Annotated in this window: 18 protein-coding genes; 3 read left to right on the top strand and 15 right to left on the bottom strand. The window is 41.5% G+C overall.

What is annotated here, in order from left to right; genetic code table 11:
* The 13 genes from rfbB to Q8J68_RS04350 form a co-directional block, all read right to left on the bottom strand.
* A complete protein-coding gene (gene rfbB, locus Q8J68_RS04410; protein WP_305310331.1) occupies nucleotides 1-1,047 on the bottom strand; it encodes a dTDP-glucose 4,6-dehydratase in 1,047 nt (348 codons plus the stop codon).
* Entirely contained in the window at nucleotides 1,037-1,906 is an 870-nt protein-coding gene (gene rfbA / locus Q8J68_RS04405) for a glucose-1-phosphate thymidylyltransferase RfbA (RefSeq protein ID WP_305310330.1), read from the bottom strand. The genes rfbB and rfbA overlap by 11 nt, the downstream gene beginning before the upstream one ends.
* 225 nt (nucleotides 1,907-2,131) lie before the next feature.
* A complete protein-coding gene (locus tag Q8J68_RS04400; protein ID WP_305310329.1) occupies nucleotides 2,132-3,313 on the bottom strand; it encodes a glycosyltransferase in 1,182 nt (393 codons plus the stop codon).
* A gap of 18 nt (nucleotides 3,314-3,331) precedes the next feature.
* On the bottom strand, nucleotides 3,332-4,903 hold the full coding sequence (locus tag Q8J68_RS04395; RefSeq protein WP_305310328.1) for a hypothetical protein: 1,572 nt from the start codon (nucleotides 4,901-4,903) through the stop codon (nucleotides 3,332-3,334).
* Nucleotides 4,867-5,772: a glycosyltransferase family 2 protein gene (locus Q8J68_RS04390; RefSeq protein WP_305310327.1), complete on the bottom strand. Its 906-nt coding sequence runs from the start codon at nucleotides 5,770-5,772 to the stop codon at nucleotides 4,867-4,869. The genes Q8J68_RS04395 and Q8J68_RS04390 overlap by 37 nt, the downstream gene beginning before the upstream one ends.
* Complete coding sequence (locus Q8J68_RS04385) at nucleotides 5,763-6,416, bottom strand: PIG-L deacetylase family protein (protein ID WP_305310326.1); 654 nt, start codon at nucleotides 6,414-6,416, stop codon at nucleotides 5,763-5,765. The genes Q8J68_RS04390 and Q8J68_RS04385 overlap by 10 nt, the downstream gene beginning before the upstream one ends.
* A 15-nt stretch (nucleotides 6,417-6,431) precedes the next feature.
* Entirely contained in the window at nucleotides 6,432-7,364 is a 933-nt protein-coding gene (locus Q8J68_RS04380) for a methionyl-tRNA formyltransferase (RefSeq protein WP_305310325.1), read from the bottom strand.
* On the bottom strand, nucleotides 7,345-8,013 hold the full coding sequence (locus tag Q8J68_RS04375; protein ID WP_305310324.1) for a WbqC family protein: 669 nt from the start codon (nucleotides 8,011-8,013) through the stop codon (nucleotides 7,345-7,347). Before Q8J68_RS04375 ends, Q8J68_RS04380 begins: the two co-directional genes overlap by 20 nt.
* A gap of 97 nt (nucleotides 8,014-8,110) precedes the next feature.
* Nucleotides 8,111-9,535 (bottom strand): flippase, encoded by a 1,425-nt coding sequence (locus tag Q8J68_RS04370; RefSeq protein WP_305310323.1) that lies wholly within the window; start codon nucleotides 9,533-9,535, stop codon nucleotides 8,111-8,113.
* A 108-nt stretch (nucleotides 9,536-9,643) separates the two neighbouring features.
* Nucleotides 9,644-10,681: a DUF354 domain-containing protein gene (locus Q8J68_RS04365; protein WP_305310322.1), complete on the bottom strand. Its 1,038-nt coding sequence runs from the start codon at nucleotides 10,679-10,681 to the stop codon at nucleotides 9,644-9,646.
* Nucleotides 10,665-11,060, bottom strand: coding sequence for a DapH/DapD/GlmU-related protein (locus Q8J68_RS04360; RefSeq protein WP_305310321.1), 396 nt, complete (start codon nucleotides 11,058-11,060; stop codon nucleotides 10,665-10,667). The genes Q8J68_RS04365 and Q8J68_RS04360 overlap by 17 nt, the downstream gene beginning before the upstream one ends.
* Nucleotides 11,061-11,127: 67 nt before the next feature.
* Complete coding sequence (locus Q8J68_RS04355) at nucleotides 11,128-12,132, bottom strand: lipid II:glycine glycyltransferase FemX (protein WP_305310320.1); 1,005 nt, start codon at nucleotides 12,130-12,132, stop codon at nucleotides 11,128-11,130.
* A 6-nt stretch (nucleotides 12,133-12,138) separates the two neighbouring features.
* Nucleotides 12,139-12,951, bottom strand: coding sequence for a hypothetical protein (locus Q8J68_RS04350; protein WP_305310319.1), 813 nt, complete (start codon nucleotides 12,949-12,951; stop codon nucleotides 12,139-12,141).
* Between the two features lie 202 nt (nucleotides 12,952-13,153).
* On the opposite strand from Q8J68_RS04350, the gene artC reads away from it, so the two are divergent.
* Nucleotides 13,154-13,999 (top strand): archaeosortase C, encoded by an 846-nt coding sequence (gene artC / locus Q8J68_RS04345; RefSeq protein ID WP_305310318.1) that lies wholly within the window; start codon nucleotides 13,154-13,156, stop codon nucleotides 13,997-13,999.
* Nucleotides 14,000-14,355: 356 nt separating this feature from the next.
* On the opposite strand, the gene Q8J68_RS04340 is transcribed toward artC, so the two are convergent.
* A complete protein-coding gene (locus tag Q8J68_RS04340) occupies nucleotides 14,356-14,598 on the bottom strand; it encodes a hypothetical protein (RefSeq protein ID WP_305310317.1) in 243 nt (80 codons plus the stop codon).
* A gap of 4 nt (nucleotides 14,599-14,602) precedes the next feature.
* On the bottom strand, nucleotides 14,603-15,457 hold the full coding sequence (locus Q8J68_RS04335) for a M48 family metalloprotease (protein WP_305310316.1): 855 nt from the start codon (nucleotides 15,455-15,457) through the stop codon (nucleotides 14,603-14,605).
* Nucleotides 15,458-15,660: 203 nt separating this feature from the next.
* Between Q8J68_RS04335 and Q8J68_RS04330 the strand changes: the two genes are divergently transcribed.
* A complete protein-coding gene (locus Q8J68_RS04330) occupies nucleotides 15,661-18,393 on the top strand; it encodes a DUF1616 domain-containing protein (RefSeq protein WP_305310315.1) in 2,733 nt (910 codons plus the stop codon).
* A 134-nt stretch (nucleotides 18,394-18,527) separates the two neighbouring features.
* Nucleotides 18,528-19,040 (top strand): PEF-CTERM sorting domain-containing protein, encoded by a 513-nt coding sequence (locus tag Q8J68_RS04325; protein WP_305310314.1) that lies wholly within the window; start codon nucleotides 18,528-18,530, stop codon nucleotides 19,038-19,040.
* Nucleotides 19,041-19,385 lie beyond the last annotated feature (345 nt).

Raw genomic sequence — 19,385 nt, 5'->3', positions numbered from 1 at the left:
TTAGCCTTCGTATTTTGTCAGATACCATTCTACCGTCTTCAAGATTCCGCTTTCAAAATTTTCTTCTGCTTTCCAGCCAAGGTCATTTTTTATCTTGCTTGCGTCAATGGCATATCTCCGGTCATGACCTGCCCTGTCCTCAACGTGTGTGATCTGGTCCCTGTAACTTCCTTCTTTTTTTGATTTCAGTTCATCCAACGTCTGGCATATCTTTGTGGCAACATAGTTGTTATCTTTTTCATTTCTGCCACCTATGTTGTAGGTTTCACCGGCTTTTCCACTATGATATGCAAGGTCAATTGCTTTGCAATGATCAAGTGCATAAAGCCAGTCACGGATGTTTTTGCCATCCCCATAGATGGGTATTGGATTGCCTTTTAGCGCATTTCTTATAATAGTGGGAATTAGTTTTTCGTCATGTTGCTTTGGGCCGTAGTTGTTTGAACAGTTAGTGATTATGGTATTCAGTCCATAAGTGTGGCGATAGCTTCGAACTATCATATCACTTCCAGCTTTACTGGCACTGTATGGAGAATTTGGAGCATAGGGTGTGCTTTCGGTAAAGAGTCCTGTTAAGCCTAATGTTCCATAGACTTCGTCCGTTGATATATGATGAAAGCGTGGAAGTGTTGTTCCCTCATCAGATGAACCATCGTTGCTGTATTTCTGATCATAGACAAACGGTTTTTCCATCCAGAACCTATATGCTACATCCACAAGTGTATGAGTTCCATTAATGTTGGTTTTAATAAAGACATCCGGTGTTTTGATAGAATTATCTACGTGGGATTCTGCTGCAAAATGAATGACACCATTGATCGAGTATTCATTGAAAATGAACTCTACCAATTCTCGATTGCAAATATCTCCTCTGATGAACTTGTACCGTGGATTATCCTGAATCTCTTTCAGGTTATCTATATTGCCTGCGTAGGTCAGAAGGTCCAGATTAACAACATTGTACTCAGAGTATCTTTCCAGAAAATACGGAATAAAGTTACTTCCAATGAAACCTGCGCCACCTGTTACCAATATATTAGTCTTCATTGAGCAATCCTTCCAGGTATGTACCATAATCATTCTTTTTGAGCAAGCTTGCCATTTCGCGGACCTGTTCTGCAGTTATCCATCCACTGTTATAAGCAATTTCCTCCAGGCAGGCAATCTTGTAGCCCTGCCTTTGCTCTATTGTTTGTACAAAATGACTGGCTGCTATGAGACTATCATGAGTGCCGGTATCAAGCCAGGCAAACCCACGACCCAGCAGTTCAACTTTCAGTTTTCCTCTTTTAAGGTATTCCTCATTAACCGAAGTGATCTCCAGTTCGCCTCTGTCAGATGGTTTGATGCTTTTTGCAATCTGAATAACATCGTTATCATAAAAATACAATCCAGTCACAGCATAGTGTGATTTTGGTTTTTCAGGCTTCTCTTCTATACTGGTAACCTTCTTGTCCTTATCAAAAGCCACTACACCAAACCTTTCAGGGTCTTTTACCTGATAGCCGAAAATAACTGCACCCTCTTTTAGCTTTGCTGATTGCTTTAGAAGAGGTGAGAACCTGGGACCATAGAATATATTGTCCCCAAGAACCAAACAAACATTATCATTACCAATAAATTCTTCTCCATGGATAAATGCCTGGGCCAGGCCATCCGGAGATGGCTGGACTTTATATGAAAGAGAAAGTCCCCATTTAGACCCGTCACCAAACATTTTCTCAAAGGATGGGATGTCATCAGGTGTGGAAATAATCAGTATCTCTCTGATACCTGCCAGCATTAATACCGATAACGGATAGTAGACCATGGGTTTATCGTAAATTGGCAGAAGCTGTTTACATATTGGAATGGTGACTGGATATAGTCTTGTACCGTTCCCGCCTGCTAGAATGATTCCTTTCATTTTATCCCTTTAAAGTGTTTAATTGCTGAATCATATGAAAATAATCCGAACTATTACTATGAAAGTATTAAGCATACTATAATATAGGTAATATATATAGTCCATTTTAAATTTAAAAAGGTTTTCATTTCCGTTTTATGTTCATAAACAATGAAACATATATTATACCAAATCATCTAAATAATCATAAGTCATGCGGAGATTATATATCAAACTGTTTAGAAATTATTTTAAGAATTTTTTATAAACTTCCTTGTACACATAATATTGTTTTTCTGCAGATGCCTGCCATGAGTATTGTTCCACAATTGACCTGGCCCTTTCTGCGACTTTTAGATAATGTTCTTTGTTGTCCAATACGTCAATAATCCCTTCTGCGAATTTAGAAGGATTATCTGGTTCTATCAAAACTGCATTATCCCCAACTATTTCTGCTATAGCCTTAAAATCAAAAGAAACTATAGGCTTACCGGCTTTGAGATACTCGAACAGTTTTGTAGGAGGATCAAGCTCAGTTTGCAGGCATTGAGAGTGGGGGATTAGTAGAACACCAGCTTTCTCCAGGTACAAGGGAACTTTATCGGAAGATAGATATCCGGTCAAAATGACATTTTTAAGTTGCTTTTCTTCTACATATCTCTCAAATTGATCCTTGAGGGGGCCTGTACCAAGTATCAACAGACAAACATCCGGTTTTCTGATACTTAATTCTAAGGCAATTTGCATCAAATACGGAGTTCCATGTAGTTCTGATAGTGATCCTACATAAAGCGCTATTTGATTGTTTTTTGGGCAATTTATAGGTAAAAAATCAGATTCAACACTCAGATGTTCTTCATCATTCAAATCTACACCATGCGGAACAACAAATATTTTTTCTTTTTCAATATTGAAATGCTCGGTAACATAATGCTTTAGTATTTCCGTGTATACAATCACACCATCACTTTTTTTAAATGCGGCTTTTTCCAATCGATTGATAGTGGATTTCAATGTTTTTACTTTCAATGAACTCTTTGCATCAATTGTTGACTCTGCAAACGCCAAACCCATTGCTTCAAAAATAAGAAGATATTTTTGCTTCCTGAAAGAATTTACTATATTTGCTACCAAAAAAGACTGATAATTCAAGCAATGAAGAACATCACACTCTATATGAATTAATTTTGGTATAGAAAAAACCATAGATGATAGTAGTTTCATGCCTTTTTTCTGTATGCAATGATAATGAATATACTCAAAATTATCATAACTCATATATTCTATTTTTGGAACTAAAGGGCTCAGGATTGTAAAGTTGGTACTTTTGCTCCCAAAGTATCTGATTCTCTCAATTAAATAATTCTTTCTTACATCACTATTGTTTTTACCGAGGGAGATGACACCAGAAAATATACAAACTTTCATGTTCTACCCAAAATAAAATTAGATATGCCTAAGTTCATATACCTCATGAACACCATTGGTGTAGATGATTTCAGCAGTGTTACTATCTAGTCCCTGCACTCTTTTAAAATATGTCCTAGATTGAATCAGATAATCTAGTGAATACGCATCCTTTATTCCCCGAATGTTCCGGGCCTCTATATACCAGGCCATACTCCTATAAATATCCCTTTCTTCGGCAATGTAGACAGTTTCCGAATAAAAATAACTGCTTGTAGCAGGAACCCTTTCCAAATACTCAGTATAAGAGTCATCAATGAAACCATATGCACGACCTTGAGTTCCAGCTATCAGTATAGATAATCCATCTTCTTGGAGTGCAACAACATGATTTATGTAATTGTTTTCAGCAACCATGAATATACGACTGTCTTTATCAATTCGATCGTTGACCCAATTACCAAATTCATAGCTTTGCTCACTCATATGCCATAAATACTGATATTGGCCAGTCCTGTTGTGGTTGTAGAATGCGGTGAAAAAAGTCGAAATAACGATTATGCTTACAATGAATATGGCAATGATCTTTACAGCCTGTCTGTTGCTTCCAGCACTGTTATATATCGAGCTCCTGAAACCGACACTCAAAAAAATAATCGAGTAGAGGAGTAGGAGGTACATTCCATATGTAAGATCATAGATAAAAGGAATCATAAATATGAGGCTTATCAAAAAGTACCATTGTACAAAGGTTTTCCTTTCAGATAAGGATATGGAGATTATACCTCCAATCGCAAGGAATGCCGCAGGACCAATGAACCTTAGATTAGCAACTATAAGACTTATCATCCATGCATAGCGTGAACCAGCCGTGATCATGGTGTGTGTGAGGAAGGGGTACATGAAAGATCCAAAAATGAGGAACAGATACAGGTAATTGGCTTTTTTTGAATATTTATTGAGTGATGAAAACTTGTTGTAATAAGAATTGACCTTAAACATGATCAGCAGGAAAAGGTATACTAGGGTAAGCACAACTGCAAAAATAGCGTAATGGTGGAAAGAGAACAGGAAAATCAGAGATAATGAACCTAGAATAATTTTTTTAGGTAGAGAGATCTCTTTCAATAATACAAAAAGCAGCAGAGGTAAAAATATCATGAAAGGCCCCCTGGCACTTGCTTCCCATGTTGTAAAGAGCATAATTCCAGGAGATATCGAAAAGAAGAATGCCATTGCATATTTAAATATGAAATTATTGTAGATAAGTCCGGCTAAAGTGAAAGCCAGAAATGCAGTGAGCACACCAAAAAATATAGAGTATACTAGAATAGCCTGTTCTATATCAATACCTAAAAGTTGAGACATACCTGAAAGAGTAAATGGCAGTCCACTAGCATACGAGTAGGGGAAGTATCCGAACACTGAAAGCCAGTGATCCCACCATCTTGCTTCTCCAAATGCGTTAATGGAATTTGCCAGAGAGTGAATAAAAAAAGCATCCCTTCCTTTAGGATGTGGAATAGAAGGTATGCGCAGTATTATGTTCAGCAATACTAAAAGACCTAAAGAGATCACTTTGAACTTTTTGGACGGCTGAACGTTGAACATATTATCTCCTTAAGTCTGTTTTTTCTGTAATATTCAAGTACTTCTTTGTCACTTATACGGGGCTTGTTTAATATAAGATCGTGGAAATAACCGTGGACATATGCCAGGCCTACACCATGAACGAAATATCCATTTTTGCTGTAAAGCAGTTTTATCCCTTTAAGGCAGACATGAATAGGCGAATATCCTATAAAATAGTTGTTAGAACCTAATTTCCTGTAACCTTTCCATTGACCCTGGGCACTGGAATAAGCCCTGGTGGAAATAGCTGTTGGAGTGGCAAAATATCTGGTTTTCCAGCCTTTTAATTTAGCCTTGACATTTGAAACACTGTCAGGGCTGCAGGTCAGCAGATAACCGCCAGTTTCTTCAAAGCACTTTTTACTCCATACCCTGGCCCCTCCTGATGGCAGGTCCTCTTTATAGTTGCTCCAGATAATATTTCCATTAATTAGGTTCCCTATGTGCCCGCTGCATATCCCAAGGTCAGGATCGGTCTCAAATTCTGCTATTAAAGAAGAAAAATAATTTTCATCCAGGATTATATCCGCGTCAACACTTGCAACATAACGATAATCAATACAATTATCCACGCAATGTCTTACAGCAGAATCAAAGCCTGTGCGATAGACATGAGAAACATGGACACCAAGATCACGTGGCTTCTCAGTTAAGGTAACTGTTTGGATCCAAGAATACTTTGAACAAAGATCAGCAAGTATTTCCGAAGTCCTATCCGTGCTGCCATCGTTCACAATAACCCACAAGAGAGGACAGACATCCTGTGCTATTACAGATTCTGCAAGTTTTGGAAGACTTTCTTCTTCGTTCTTACATGGAGTTACCAATATGTAACCGTTCATATCCATAAACTATCATCCATTCTTATAACTTCGAAACACTCGGCATACTCATATCCTACAGCCCAGCCATGTGTTTTTGACATAGCTCTCACTCTTTCAATAAGTATTTCACCGCCAAATTTTGTGTATTGTGTCTTATAGGCCCGAATAGCATCCATTTTGATTTCAATGGTATCAGTTATATCCACAAAGAACTGGGGTCTGAATGCAAAGACATTAGGCCTATAAGGGAGCGTTGAACCGCTCAGGACATTCTTTACACGCCCCTGTCTTGAAACAGCAAACATGATATCCGCAGCAGCCTTATGGTCCTGATGGGAATCAAAGGGATGATGGGATATAAAAACATCTGGCTTAACCCTATCAACTATCGCATCGACCCTTGAAACGATCTTACCACCTGCTGGGAGTTCTGTCGTATGGTAATCAAAGAAGATAACCTCTTTTATTCCAAGGATTTTTGAAGCATTTAATGCTTCGCTATTTAATTCCTCGTCAAAATAGGTGTTCCCCTTCATATCAGTATATCCGCCTGAGGTCAGGATTAGAAGATAGACCTCATAACCTTTTCTGATGAACTTTGCCAAAGTTCCTCCGGCTTCTAATTCCATATCATCCGGATGGGCTCCCATTGCAAGTATTTTTGGCATAGCAAAAATCTCTCCTTATTGAAAAAAATCCCCTTTTTTGAACTTTAGAACTTCTGTAGTGTCTTTTTCATAAACTATTTCATGGTCTGTAATTATAATTTGACCATCATAAGTACTGACTTGTAAATAGCCATCAGAAGCATTAATAACTTTTCCATGGTCAGTGGCATTTTTATGCTCCCCTAAATGAGCTTTCCAGATAACAACTTTATATCCTTTGAAATAAGTATACGCACCTGGCCATGGTTTTGACAAAGCTCGTATCAAATTATATATCTCAAGACTACTTTTATCCCACTCGATAAGCCCATCTTCAGGTTTTCGGGGCTTGAAGAAAGTTGCATTTAAAGAGACCTGGCTTTTTCTCTCCAAGCGCTTACCATTACTGAAATCTATCAGAAGTTGTCTCAAAAGACAGCAGGCTTCTTCATATATCCGGTCGTGTAAATCGTTTGCACTATCTTCAAAGTCAATAGGCACAGCTTTCTGAACGATGATATCACCGGTATCCAGAGTTTCATCCATGAAGTGCAGAGTGACTCCAGTTTCAGTTTCTCCATTAATGATAGCCCAGTTTATCACATGTTGACCTCTATAACGAGGAAGCATGGAAGGATGTATATTTATGGTACCACTTCCAGGTATCAAAAAAATTTCCTTTGGGATAATGAACTTATAGCCACATACTATTATTAAATCCAGATCAGCTTTCTGCAAAAAGTCCGTATAACTAAACAGTTCCTTTTTAGTGGGTTGAAATACCGGTATGCCTAATGGGCTAGAATAGTCTTTTACCATTGTAACGTTCTTATCCCTCCCATCATCGGGTCTTGTAAATACCGCAATAATGTCAGAAACAGAACTTAAGCATTCTAGCACTTTACAGTTATTGCCAAAAAATGCCACTCTTGGAGGAAGTGCACTCATATTAATCAAACCTGTAGCCATTAAATAGTGCATCTATTGCAGACATGTTTGGCACAAAACCATCATATTGCTGTTTATAGACCGGATGTACGAACTGCTGGAAAAGCAGTTCGATCCCTGCGTTTTCAAACAATTCCATGTCCATATAATCCTTGCCAGCAGGACCGGATAGGTACGTATCCCCGCCTACAGATTGAACTAGTTCTATTATCCTGTGTGTAGATTGTGATGCGGAAGGATATTCACTTGAATAGACAATCTTTGCATCTATTTCAAAAGATTTATTCAAAAATGCAATAATTTCCATATTTAGATTCACCAGAAACTCATGTTCTTTCTTGTAAGTCGATGAAATGTCGGAAAAATAAGTATCAAATTGATCCGCTTTTTTATAATTGTCATGTATTTGAGCCAGGTGATGATCTTTCCATTTTTGATCCTTTATGGTTATTTCATTCTGAATGCATACTTCGTTTATAGGTTTATGCTTCTTTTCAACCGGAACAGTCAGCCATTTGGATCCATTGTGTATGCGGATCCTATTTCTATGTTGAAAATCACTTTTATTAAACTGTGCATCATCATAGATAATGAAGATATCAGATTTTTTCATCTTATCAAAGAAACCTAAATAGGGAAGATAATTAGGCTGATGTATTCCTACGATCATATACTATTTTAATAGTCCTCTTAGTATTTATGCATTTATTTAGTACTAAAATTATAATTGGCTACTATACACCTTTCGAAGAAGAGCATATCAGGCATTAGTCTTTTCTTAAAAGCAAGTTGAACATTAAAATGTCATCTTGCGAAAAAAAATTTATCCAGTATAGAAATAGAGCATATAATATGATACAAACGCTAACAATAATCAAAAAATTGATTTCAGGGAAAATCAATATAATTGTTCCCATCAACAACGATGCAATAACTACTTTATAAATTTCCTTGCTGAAAGAGAACAGTGAGAGAGCATGCTTAATGAACAGTAATTGTATTAAAAACAAAGTAATCACTGATATCAATGTAGCAATTGCTGCACCGTTATAACTGTATATTGGAATCAGAATCAAATTAAGGATTATATTAAGTATACAGCAAATACCTACAGAAACTGTATTGACCTTTTGCCTATCTGTAGCCACCAGCAATGAGTTCTGAATAGAGTTGACCGAATTGAAAACCAGTGTCAGAGATAATATTTGAAACGTAAGGATTGCAGGGAAATAATCTTCTGTATACAAAAAACCAAATACCTTTTCTGAAAGCAGAAATAAGCCGATCGTGAGAGGGAGCATCAATAATATAATGTACTTTGATCCAGTCAAGTATAATCTCTTAAGTTTTGAAAACTCACTTATGTAATATTTTGACATGAGAGGCATCAATGTAGAAGCAAGAGCACCTGGTATGAATAGAAGTGGGTCAACCAGCTTATAGGCTGCAGAATAAAGGCCAACTGCAAGATTGCCTTCCATTTTTGATAGCATAAGAATATCGATACGATAATAAATAATAAAGAGTGCATAACCTGCAATGAAGGGCAAGCATTGTTTAAAAAGGGATTTCCAGAGCTCACTGTCAATATCGCACTTTATGCGTACAAAGTTGCGGGAATAATAGATTGCTATCAGCATTCTGATAAGTTCTGCGATTATGTACAGATATAAAAAGTCAATCAGGCTTTTGCTAAGATATATCAGAATAAATACTGCAGCAGAATAGAATAATTTCGATGTGATCAAACCGATGGCAGAGTATTGCATCTTCAAATTAGCATGGAAAACTGATTCAAACAGATAGCTTATTCCCTGAAACACTAAGATTACCGATAAAACAGAAACATATAGTATGGTTTCATCAGGATAATCAAGAAACCTTATCAGTAATATAGATAGAAAAATCGAAAAGAGAGATGTCAAAACCCTGATAACTAAAATATTTGATGTTATGTGATTTGCGTCTGAACCACATCTGGAAATATCTCTTATCAATATAGGATCTAGACCAAAATTGGCTACAAATACAAAGAAAGCCAAATAAGTAATTATAAAATTATATTCTCCAAAATATTCCACCCCAAGATATCTTGCAAGATACACCGAAACAAAAAGTGCTAATACTTTTACAACCACATTCCCTATCAGTGTGAAAGTGGTGTTCGTTGCGATTTTTGTGACAGTAGACATAGAGATACCTTAAGTTGGTTTAATCTTTATTATTACCCAACATAACCCATCAAATAGAGAAAATTGTTACTTACAGCCGAAATAAAAGATTTCCATAACCCACCACGATCAAGATATCTCTTTGATGATGTTTTCCTCAATAGAATCTACAATGAACTTAACTATATCGGTTGCACTATCGTATAGTCTTTGAGCCTTTACTCGCCATTTGGAATTTAGTTCCTTATCCTTGAGGAGCATTTCTGCTTTTGCAAGGGCCCCATCTTTGTCTACTATAGTGTAGCAAAGATCGTATTTAGTCTCAAGCTCATCCAGATAGCCCCGGCGGGTGTTAGAAACATAAATAGAGGGAACACCCAGTATTGCAGACTCTGAAGCCATGGTTGCTCCTTCACCGATGTACAGTTTGGCGAAGTGCAATATATCATGCAGATGAGCAGGGTCTATCTCAAGCTTGTGCTCTTCAATCAACGGCCAATGATCAGTTTCCGAGAAGATGATGACCCTGCCATATCCCTTAAGCCGGGAAATGAAATCACGTAGCTCTTCTTCTGATCCAAAACTGAACCCATGGGCCCCTATATCGTGATGCGAAGCAAGAGCAGATAACCTCAGGACGATGTAGTCCCCTTCAAGGCCATATTTTTCAATAACTGTCCTGTCAGGAGTAAAGTGATCCGGATGCAGGTATGCTAACTCATAATAGCCTTCAAACCTCACTTGTTTAGGCCCAAGATCCACGTAGAAGCTTGTTGAAGTGTATATCTTATCGGTGAACGGGAAAGTCAGCTTCATGACAAGACCGGCTATTTCAGTATCAGGAAATGCTATGTGGGGTTTCCTGAGCAATCTGCTGACGTGTGCGGAGTACGGGGAGCCGGGGCTTACAAAGATATCCGGCCTGAACTTACTTGCAAACTGATACAAGCGAATGTCATTAACCAGGATACCGAGAGCCTTTCCTCCAATGTTTGAGTAATAAGGGCATAAGTGATGATCGATTCCAAGGTTCTCAAGCATTCTTCGGGTATTCTCTTTAGCCCTTGCAAAAACCTTAACCTCATGGCCTTTGTCTTGAAGCTCTGCAATTACATCCTTGAAGACATTCACATCTTTGGGATGACCAATATCAAGCAATATTTTCATTCATATTCACATCCCCTATCTTTCTAGCCGGCACTCCTGCAACGATTGTGTAAGCTGCTACATCCTTTGTAACAACTGAGCCTGCCCCGACAACAGCCCCTGCACCAACATAGACATCCGGCATGATGATAGCACCTGCACCTATCCAGGCATCATCTCCAATGGTCACTTTCCCTCTCTGGACATTCACATACGGATATATCCAGGAATTATTAGGATCAGAAGAGGATAACAATATCACATTAGGTCCAATTGCTGCTCGGTTGCCAATTATCACATTTCCCCGGTCTTCAAGCTTTTCTGCGATTGTCAGGCCTTCAGCAATATAAGCCTGGGTACCGATATGGTAGCCGCACCTTCTGTAAAGAAATAAGCGCAAAGCAGCGGACGGGATATTTTTCGCGATCCATTTAAATATCTTTTTTCGGAAGCGCCAGAGCAATTGATCACACCATGAGTTTTTTATAAACTGAAAAGCCAAAGCCTGCAATACTGCTTCTTGCCCGGGAATGCACCTTCTCATATCTCCCGAAATTGACCATCTCCCCGCCAAACCTTCTCTTGAACTCCCGCACTCCATATGGTTTATCAGGATGACCGGCTCCACCGAAATCAAAGACCTTATACTTGCCGGCATTTTCCTTGAGGACATGCCAGACGAGAAGCTCATCGACATAGTCGATCTCCGGCTTTGACCCTGCGTACCAGTCGTAGACCATGTCCTTATAGTTCAGCGTGATCCTTGTGCCTACAACCTCATTGCCCAGCACTGCTATGAAAAAGTCTGCAAAGCCGGTCGGTGCGAGATCATCGTAGACAGCCTCAAAGAGAGATATGTCTGCGATAGGGACCTTGAACCTTTTGTAAGTTTCATCCACCAGATCATAGCAGGCTGTGAGCTCTTCAGTGCTGCTGACCTTTCGGACAACCATGCCATTCTTTTCAGCGCGGTTTATGCCCTTCCTACGGGACTTGTGGATGTCCTGCCATATATCGTCCTTATTCCTGTCAAGGTCTATCAGGAAATCCAGGTGCTGGTCATATTCATACCCAAGGACAGCAAGCATTTCAGCGGAGTCCTGCGTGTCCCACATGTTACGTATCTGGGTGTAAACTACCTTGTTCCCCACAAAGCGGTTATAGTTCTCCACCAGCAGCCTGGCAGCTTCTTGGCCTGGCGGCGAATCAACGAAAAGGGGCCCTCCCTGCAGTATCGAACGGGATGAGAACGCGGACAGCAAGCCGCCAAACTCGGAAATGATAGTTGCCTGCATGACTGCAAGTATATCTCCGGAGGCTGAGTCTACCGCTGCAAGGCACACCGGATTATAATTCCTGGTCTTCCTATAGGCCTCTGTCATCATAAAAGACTGGAAGACATTACCTTGAGGGTGGGAAAGAACGAAATCTTCCCAGCTGGAAGCATCAACAATATCTGTGATCTCTATCATAGCACATCATCCAATCCTGCTTTTGGCACGTTCGCCTGAGATCTTCCTGTATTGTATGATCCCCGCTTTCCCCACATTCTTCACGTTCTGCATCACCAACTCCTTAGTCCACCCGGACATACTGTCGCACCACCTGTTGGGATGGGCGAGGATGCATATCTGTGCGAATTCACGGCTTTTGACCAGCCGGATCACATCATCTGTGGTCCTTACGTTGCAGGCGAGCTTACCATTTGAACCGCCTGAGCATTCTTCAAGGACGTCCTTGACACGTATCTTCCTGTCTGCCCAGGTCCTGCCGGTGTCTGTGAGATAAAGCACTTTAGAATAATCTAAGGAAAAATAAGGCTCACCTATCAGTCCCATATCCCTGAAATCGTAATCTGCCCACAGGTCCCTGTTGGACCATGAAGCAAGGGGGTTGCCGTGCATGCAGGCAGTTGTGACCTGGGCATATTTTCGAAGGTCTTCAAGCTCCTCCTTAAAGATCTCAAGGGCCTTTTGCTTATCTCCCTTTGCCTTATCCATGACCTCGTAGTGGAATCCCACTTCATGACCCATGGAGGCAACCTCCCTGATAGCCTCGGGTATGAAGACATCCTTCACATGCCTGAAATAGTAAGTAGACCGGATACCCATACGGTGCTCCAGGTGGGCCATTGCAAGATTGCGCCCGACCTCCCGGTCCACGTCGTGGCGCAGGATGACAGACCTTTCCGCAGGTGCCACAAGGTGATCATGTACCGGCATTGGAAGGTAATCCGCTGAGAGTATGGTCTCCAGAAGCTCCCTGTATTTGGACAATGTGAAATCTCGCACCCTATGACCTCTGTTTTTAACTCTTTAGGAACAATGTCACATTAAAGAGCCCCTATTATCAGGAATTATTTTTCTTAAATATATTACATTATAGTATATAAAAAAATGGTCTGATCTCATATCAACTTAATAAAAATTTAGTCATTAGACTTATATCCTATGGAAAGCAATAAAGGACACTCACGTCAGGCAAGGTCACAATATGCAAGGTGAAAACAAAAACATAATTCTGATCCTACTTGTGCTTGCACTTTTCACGGGAGCTACCATCGAGCTCAGTGAAGGTTCAACCATCATCGGCATTGTTCTGTTCATAATGGCAGCAGGTCTCATTACAAGGATTAAGCTCACTGGAGAGAATTCAGCTTTCAAGAACTCAAAGACATATCTTTTTGCAGGGCTGTTCATAATGGCGGCAGTCACAGTATTTAACCTTGCCACCAAAAGCAGCATAGGCACCCTTGACTCTATGACATTCCTCATAGGTGCTTCCCTTCTTGCAATGGGCACTGCCAGGAAAGACACGAGACAACTTGGGGAGTTCGGCCTGTACATATCTGTCATTTTCACAGCACTGTACCTCGTGTTCTATACATTCTTTGGAATATTCAATATAGATTTTGTTCATCTGTTCAATCACTACTTCGTGCTTATGCCAACGGTCTTCCTGCTAAAGTTCACCGGCATTCCCGTGGAGATAATAGCCATTGAGACCATCACCCTGTACGGCATCACGGAAACAATGACCATTATTATCGGTGGGCCCTGCTCCGGACTCTATTCCATGTTCCTGCTGATAGGCATAGTGGCTGCTTACTCCCGTATGGAGAGCATCCAGCTCAAAAAGTCACTCATGATTCTTCTTTTCGCCGTATGCGTCGCATATATTTCTAACCTTGTGAGGGTATTCACACTATACATAGTAGCTTATTATTACGGCATTGCAACAATGATGGTCTTCCATACCCACCTGGGATGGATGCTCTTTGCAGGCACTGCAGGCCTTATCATGTACATCATGAACCGCAAGGACCTCCTCCGTAAATAACTCAAGTTGTATGAATCTGCGGCCCATCCCAGGACCGCAGATAAAAAAAGTACAACCACACGCCGAAGGCGGCACATTTCGCCACGTTTAAATTAAGCTCTGTAGAAAAACTTCATATTGATCACTAACCATGGAGAAAACAGAGAACAAATATCGTGGAAGAAGCCCCCAGGGAAATGTCAACATGAACTCTTTTGGTACTTCGCATCCTCTGTGCTCCCTTTGCTGATTTACACATATGCGGTTTCTATTAATCCTTAAGCAGCGCAGGTTCCACCAAAACAAAGGACATGCTCAACAGCAGTTAGACACAAAGCCTTAAAGTGCTCGTAATAAAAAATAGCAAGGAATAGGCCTCACTCTTCTATCAGTCGCTTTTTGAACAGGTGCCTAGCTATCAACAATGCTAACAAAAGCAGGAATATATAGGCAACAGTTGTGCCCATCAATATAGGCAGGTTCCTGGAAAAGCCTTTAAGGATAAAGACAATGGCCACAATGATACCGAAAAGCACCACCATGTAGGAGACAAAACTGAAAAGCAAAGCCTTTTTCCAGTTTTTTATGGATCTGAAGATATCGGATATTATCGCAAACATAACATTACCTTTGGCAGTTACCTGTATCAATTACTTTTTTTATTGCCCTCAGGCGCCGCTCAAATTCCGGCTTTATCATGAACATTGAAGAATAGACATCAAACATGTTATTGACCCTTAGGGGATTAATTAGGAACATGTGGACATGACCCGGATTGAAGTCCTCTATGCAATGCAGCCGGATATAATTATTCATCCTGCACAGGGCTTCCTCCAGATAACTGGCATCTGCCATAATTCTGGCTGCCGTTTCATCCGATCTTAAGGTGGAGTTGACACTGAACAGATGTACCAGCAGGGCAGCAGGCAGGGATACAAGACCCATGCCAAGGAACCTGGCAAAGCGCGGGGCAGCATCTTTCTCATGGCCGAAGCCGGCAAGCATCGACATCCACATGGCCACAGTGGACAGCGATGCGACACTCCCTGCGACAAGAGCCACAATTGTGTTCAATGGAACAGATCCGCTTGCAATCTTTGCAGCCTCACATGTTAGCACTGCCTTCATCTCACTCTCATCCAGGATATCCAGTGCACCCTCTGAGAGCACTACAGAGAAATTCCTGCCGCTTCCCACTGTGAATACGATAGGCACGGAAGATGCAAACTTATATGCTTTCGGGCATGGTATAGAGAACTTTGATGCCAGGAAGAATAACGCAGAGTCTATATCAATATTTTTGACAGGAAGCATCTTCTTACATTTATACCACTTGAGCAGTAATCCGGGTGAATAACGGTAAACAGCAATGCTGAGCAACACTGCCACTGAGAGAGAGGCAGCAGCTATATAGAGACCGCCAAAATAAAAAGCAACAGGAACTATTGTCAGTAAAGGTATACCAAGCAGGACGTACATTCGTTTATATATAATAATACCTCTTTTTAGATTACTTTGGCCGTATAACTATTTGTATAATTAGTTTTATAATTATTTATACGTAGAATAGCAAACCATACTTATATATTTTAGCAAATGGTTACTTTCAGCCAGCAATATAAATGTCATAAATATGAAAACAATTCCGGATGCTATGAAATTATTCAGGATAACGTGAGTCGATGCCAAGCTCTAAAAAATGTCTGTACACACAGGACCTGTTGCTCATGCTGGTCCTGTCCTTCCTGTCAATTGTCTTTATTCTGGTATCTCCTTTCAATGAGACGCCGCTTAGGATAGTTTTCGCACTGCTGATCATATTCTTCGTACCTGGATATGCATTCATATCAGCCCTTTTCCCAGGCAACAGGGAGATCTCAGGCATCGAGAGATTCACCCTGAGCGTAGGTTTTAGCATAGTGATAATGGTCTTTGACGGATTCATCATCAGCGTTACCCAATGGAAGTTCAGGCCAGATTCTATCACTATATCACTCGCACTACTGACCTTTGCATTTGTTTTCCTGGCGTACCTTTCACGCAGCCGCCTGCCTCAGGAGGAACAGTTCAGTTTCTCATATGGAGCTTTTATCAGATCCCTGAAAGAAGAAGACAACGATCTTGAAGAACAGGAAGGTTCGGAAGAGCCTGAACAGGACATTCTTCAGCCAGATAACAAGAAATTCAGGGCAAAGACACGCACAAAGATATCCGCTGTGAAGACAGCTCCGGAAAGAAAACTACCAAGCTCAGAGAAGAACATACCTGACAGGATCCCTCCTGCCGTGACAAAGGCCCTGATGATCGCTATGGTACTCTCCATCATCATTGCGGGTGCAATGTTCGTCTATGCAAAAGAAACAAGAGAAAAAGAGATCTTCACTGCACTTTACATACTGGGAGATGGCGGTAAAGCAGAAAATTATCCATCCACACTCTCAATGACCCAGCCTACAAGCATCATAGCAGGTATTGAGAACTATGAACATGAGAAAGTTAACTATATACTTCGCGTACGGCTGGACGGGACGGTCCTGGATGAGTATGAGATCACTCTGCAGCACAAAGAAAAATGGGAGCAGGAGCTTCAGATAAAACCCGAAGCGTACAAACAGGGCAGGCAAAGACTGGATTTCCTCCTGTATAAGGAAAGAGCTACAGGGGGAGCCTACCGTTCAGTCCACCTGTGGGTCACACAGGAATTTGGCTCCGCAACAGTGCCTGAAGAGACCACTGAGACCACTAATACAATCGATTCCATTAATATCATTAACCCAACCATGGACCTTAACAGCGGATGGGAATTCACCACCGCTAATGAGACCGTTGCCAGCGGCTCATATGTTGAAGGTGCCGGAATATATTCCGGCAGGGCATATGTCATTAACAGCTCATACCGGGGACTATTGCCAATCTCTGAAAGGCACTCCATATCCCAGGAGTTCCAAAGCGACAGGGAAGAGAATGTGCTCCTGTCAGTATATATCAGAGACACTTATACAAAAGGAACTGCCGGAAAAGACGAGACCCAATTCAAGCAGGTGCTGCTTAACGGAGTTATCGTGTGGACCGACGGCATCAACGGCAATGAAGGATGGCAACGCTTGCAGGTGCCTGTAACGCTGCGTGAGGGAACGAACACTCTTATGTTCGCACTGACGCAGAACAGGAACCTGATGCTTGAGCCGGTGGAAATGATAATTGATGAGATCAGTTTCCAGCCGGTCTCAGAGGTTTCCCCCTATCTGAGGGAAGACTATACCATTGAGTTCAACCTGCCTGTATCAAAGGTCCTCCCGCTTGCAAAGTCCCTCAGTACAGAGAACTTCACGGTCAGCTGGAACGGTACGGATGTCGGCTCGGGAATAGCATATTACAATATAGACTACAGTACAGACGGCAATACCTGGCAGAGATGGCTTAGCGGAACGACAGAGACCACTGCCCAGTTCAGCGGAAAAGCAGGCACTACATATTACTTCAGGTCAATGGCAGTAGATAATGCCCGGAACAGGGAGCCCATACATCCTCTCCCCGACACCAGTACGACCATAGACGTTGGCAGGCTGGAAGTGACACTGGATATCACTCCAAACCCCACCAGCGAGTCCACGAACCTGATAGTCGAGGCGACCAGGCCGCTAAGTGAGGTCACCTGTAACCTGAACTCCCAAAATTTCGGAGTCTCGGACACTCTCAAGCTGACCACCAAGGATGGCGGTATCACCTGGACTGGCAAGTACACCCTTAAAGTCAAAGATAATGTCAATGTAGAGGTCATCGGTAAAGACTTCTCGAACAACACAGCATATACATTCGGTACCATCTACTCCGACACTTCACTTGAGAAGCTCGTTATAAAGGCCTATCCAGAGAAGACATCCTCTGATGTCGAGATAGGTGTCACACCTTCCGTCGCCCTGCAGGAGACTCCCAAAATTACTGTAAGGGACAGGAACGGCAAGGTCCTCGAAGTTGAATACAAGAGCCTGTCCGGCAACGAGTACATGTACAGTGCAACTATAAGCAGCAGCATTGCAGACGGTGTTGCGCGGATTACCGCCACAGCAAAGACATCTGGCTCCGAAAGCCTTTATCAAGAGCAGACCTTCGTTATTGACAGGGTGAAACCCACCATACCGAGCAATAGCCCGGCCAGTGGTGAGACCGTGACCACGGACAGTCCGACGATCAGGGCATCGTACTCCGATGACCGCGCGGGCATAGACAGAAGTAGTATAATCCTGCGTGTTAACGGCATCGACGTGACATCCTCTGCGGAAGTGGGGACAAGCTCCATATTATACACAGCCGCGGGGCTTGAGAGCGGACAGGTAGAGGTGTATCTTAGCGTGACAGACCAGGCAGGTAACAGCAGGGAGAAGACATGGACATTCACCGTCAATACAATCTGAGAACAACCAAAGGATGATTAGATGATTATTATCATCATAATCATCCCATATTTGCCCGAATCATATATATACTAACAATTGCAGAAAGGGCCACTGTTCATAAAACATTGAACATCAAAAAGGTGGTAAAAAAAATGAGAAGATTACTTATAGTAGCTTTAATTGCTCTTGTAGTGATGATAGGAACTGCTTCAGCATATACTCCTGATATATGGGATGCTGCAGGCGAGGGTCCCGCAGGAGATCTCACACTCAAACCAGGGGAAACAGTCACGCTTAGTTACAGGATGCAAAGCATCAGCATTGTAGAGTATGGAATGATTCTGCCATACACATCACAGGTAAATGTATTCAGCGGACCTGGGTCAGCCTCCGACATAACGATCACGACACCGGAGAACGTCACAGTTCCTAGTGCAAACACATACACAGATGTTGGTGCCATAACCATCAGCATAGCTGCCAATGCACCGGCAGGAACTATCTACAGGGTTAGCATCGGTGCAGGCCCGGTAATAATAGAGTCCGAGATAGACTCCGCATCAAGATATGTTAACTCAGAGATCCCCGAGTTCCCAACCATTGCTCTCCCGGTAGCAGCAATCCTCGGTCTTGCATTCTTCATGCAGCGCCGCAAGGAAGAGTAAGCCAATAACTTACTCCTTCTTTTTTTATTTGTAGAAAACAACTTCTTTTTTCGATTTCTCAGATATTACTTCTGGAGTCCATTATTAGGGTGCACAATGCAGGCCACTACCTAAAGGGCTCTGTAGAAGTGCCCGCAGAAAGCACAGATCCTCACAAAGACAAACATGAAGCACAGAATTTATACAGAGGTTTTCTGCGTGCCAGTTGATAGCTTTTCCTGATGGGTCACTACCTGCGTTATCTGTGAACTCAGTGGGCCACAATAGAAGTGCAGGTTTTCTGCGGGTCCTGAAATATATGCTTAATAATATAGGAAATATCGTACACTGATTGAAACTGTACAA

The organism is Methanolobus sp. (genome assembly GCF_030682845.1).
Taxonomy (GTDB): Archaea; Halobacteriota; Methanosarcinia; order Methanosarcinales; family Methanosarcinaceae; genus Methanolobus.
Note: the sequence above shows the minus strand (reverse complement) of the source record. Positions and strands in the feature narration are given on the sequence as shown.

Coding starts and splice junctions, on each gene's coding strand:
- Q8J68_RS04370 (WP_305310323.1), bottom strand. CDS start 9,535: ATGTCTACTGTCACAAAAATCGCAACGAACACCACTTTCACACTGATA.
- Q8J68_RS04380 (WP_305310325.1), bottom strand. CDS start 7,364: ATGGCTACAGGTTTGATTAATATGAGTGCACTTCCTCCAAGAGTGGCA.
- artC (WP_305310318.1), top strand. CDS start 13,154: ATGCAAGGTGAAAACAAAAACATAATTCTGATCCTACTTGTGCTTGCA.
- Q8J68_RS04335 (WP_305310316.1), bottom strand. CDS start 15,457: ATGTACGTCCTGCTTGGTATACCTTTACTGACAATAGTTCCTGTTGCT.
- Q8J68_RS04365 (WP_305310322.1), bottom strand. CDS start 10,681: ATGAAAATATTGCTTGATATTGGTCATCCCAAAGATGTGAATGTCTTC.
- Q8J68_RS04355 (WP_305310320.1), bottom strand. CDS start 12,132: ATGATAGAGATCACAGATATTGTTGATGCTTCCAGCTGGGAAGATTTC.
- Q8J68_RS04400 (WP_305310329.1), bottom strand. CDS start 3,313: ATGAAAGTTTGTATATTTTCTGGTGTCATCTCCCTCGGTAAAAACAAT.
- Q8J68_RS04385 (WP_305310326.1), bottom strand. CDS start 6,416: ATGCCAAAAATACTTGCAATGGGAGCCCATCCGGATGATATGGAATTA.
- Q8J68_RS04395 (WP_305310328.1), bottom strand. CDS start 4,903: ATGTTCAACGTTCAGCCGTCCAAAAAGTTCAAAGTGATCTCTTTAGGT.
- rfbA (WP_305310330.1), bottom strand. CDS start 1,906: ATGAAAGGAATCATTCTAGCAGGCGGGAACGGTACAAGACTATATCCA.
- rfbB (WP_305310331.1), bottom strand. CDS start 1,047: ATGAAGACTAATATATTGGTAACAGGTGGCGCAGGTTTCATTGGAAGT.
- Q8J68_RS04375 (WP_305310324.1), bottom strand. CDS start 8,013: ATGATCGTAGGAATACATCAGCCTAATTATCTTCCCTATTTAGGTTTC.
- Q8J68_RS04325 (WP_305310314.1), top strand. CDS start 18,528: ATGAGAAGATTACTTATAGTAGCTTTAATTGCTCTTGTAGTGATGATA.
- Q8J68_RS04330 (WP_305310315.1), top strand. CDS start 15,661: ATGCCAAGCTCTAAAAAATGTCTGTACACACAGGACCTGTTGCTCATG.
- Q8J68_RS04390 (WP_305310327.1), bottom strand. CDS start 5,772: ATGGATATGAACGGTTACATATTGGTAACTCCATGTAAGAACGAAGAA.
- Q8J68_RS04340 (WP_305310317.1), bottom strand. CDS start 14,598: ATGTTTGCGATAATATCCGATATCTTCAGATCCATAAAAAACTGGAAA.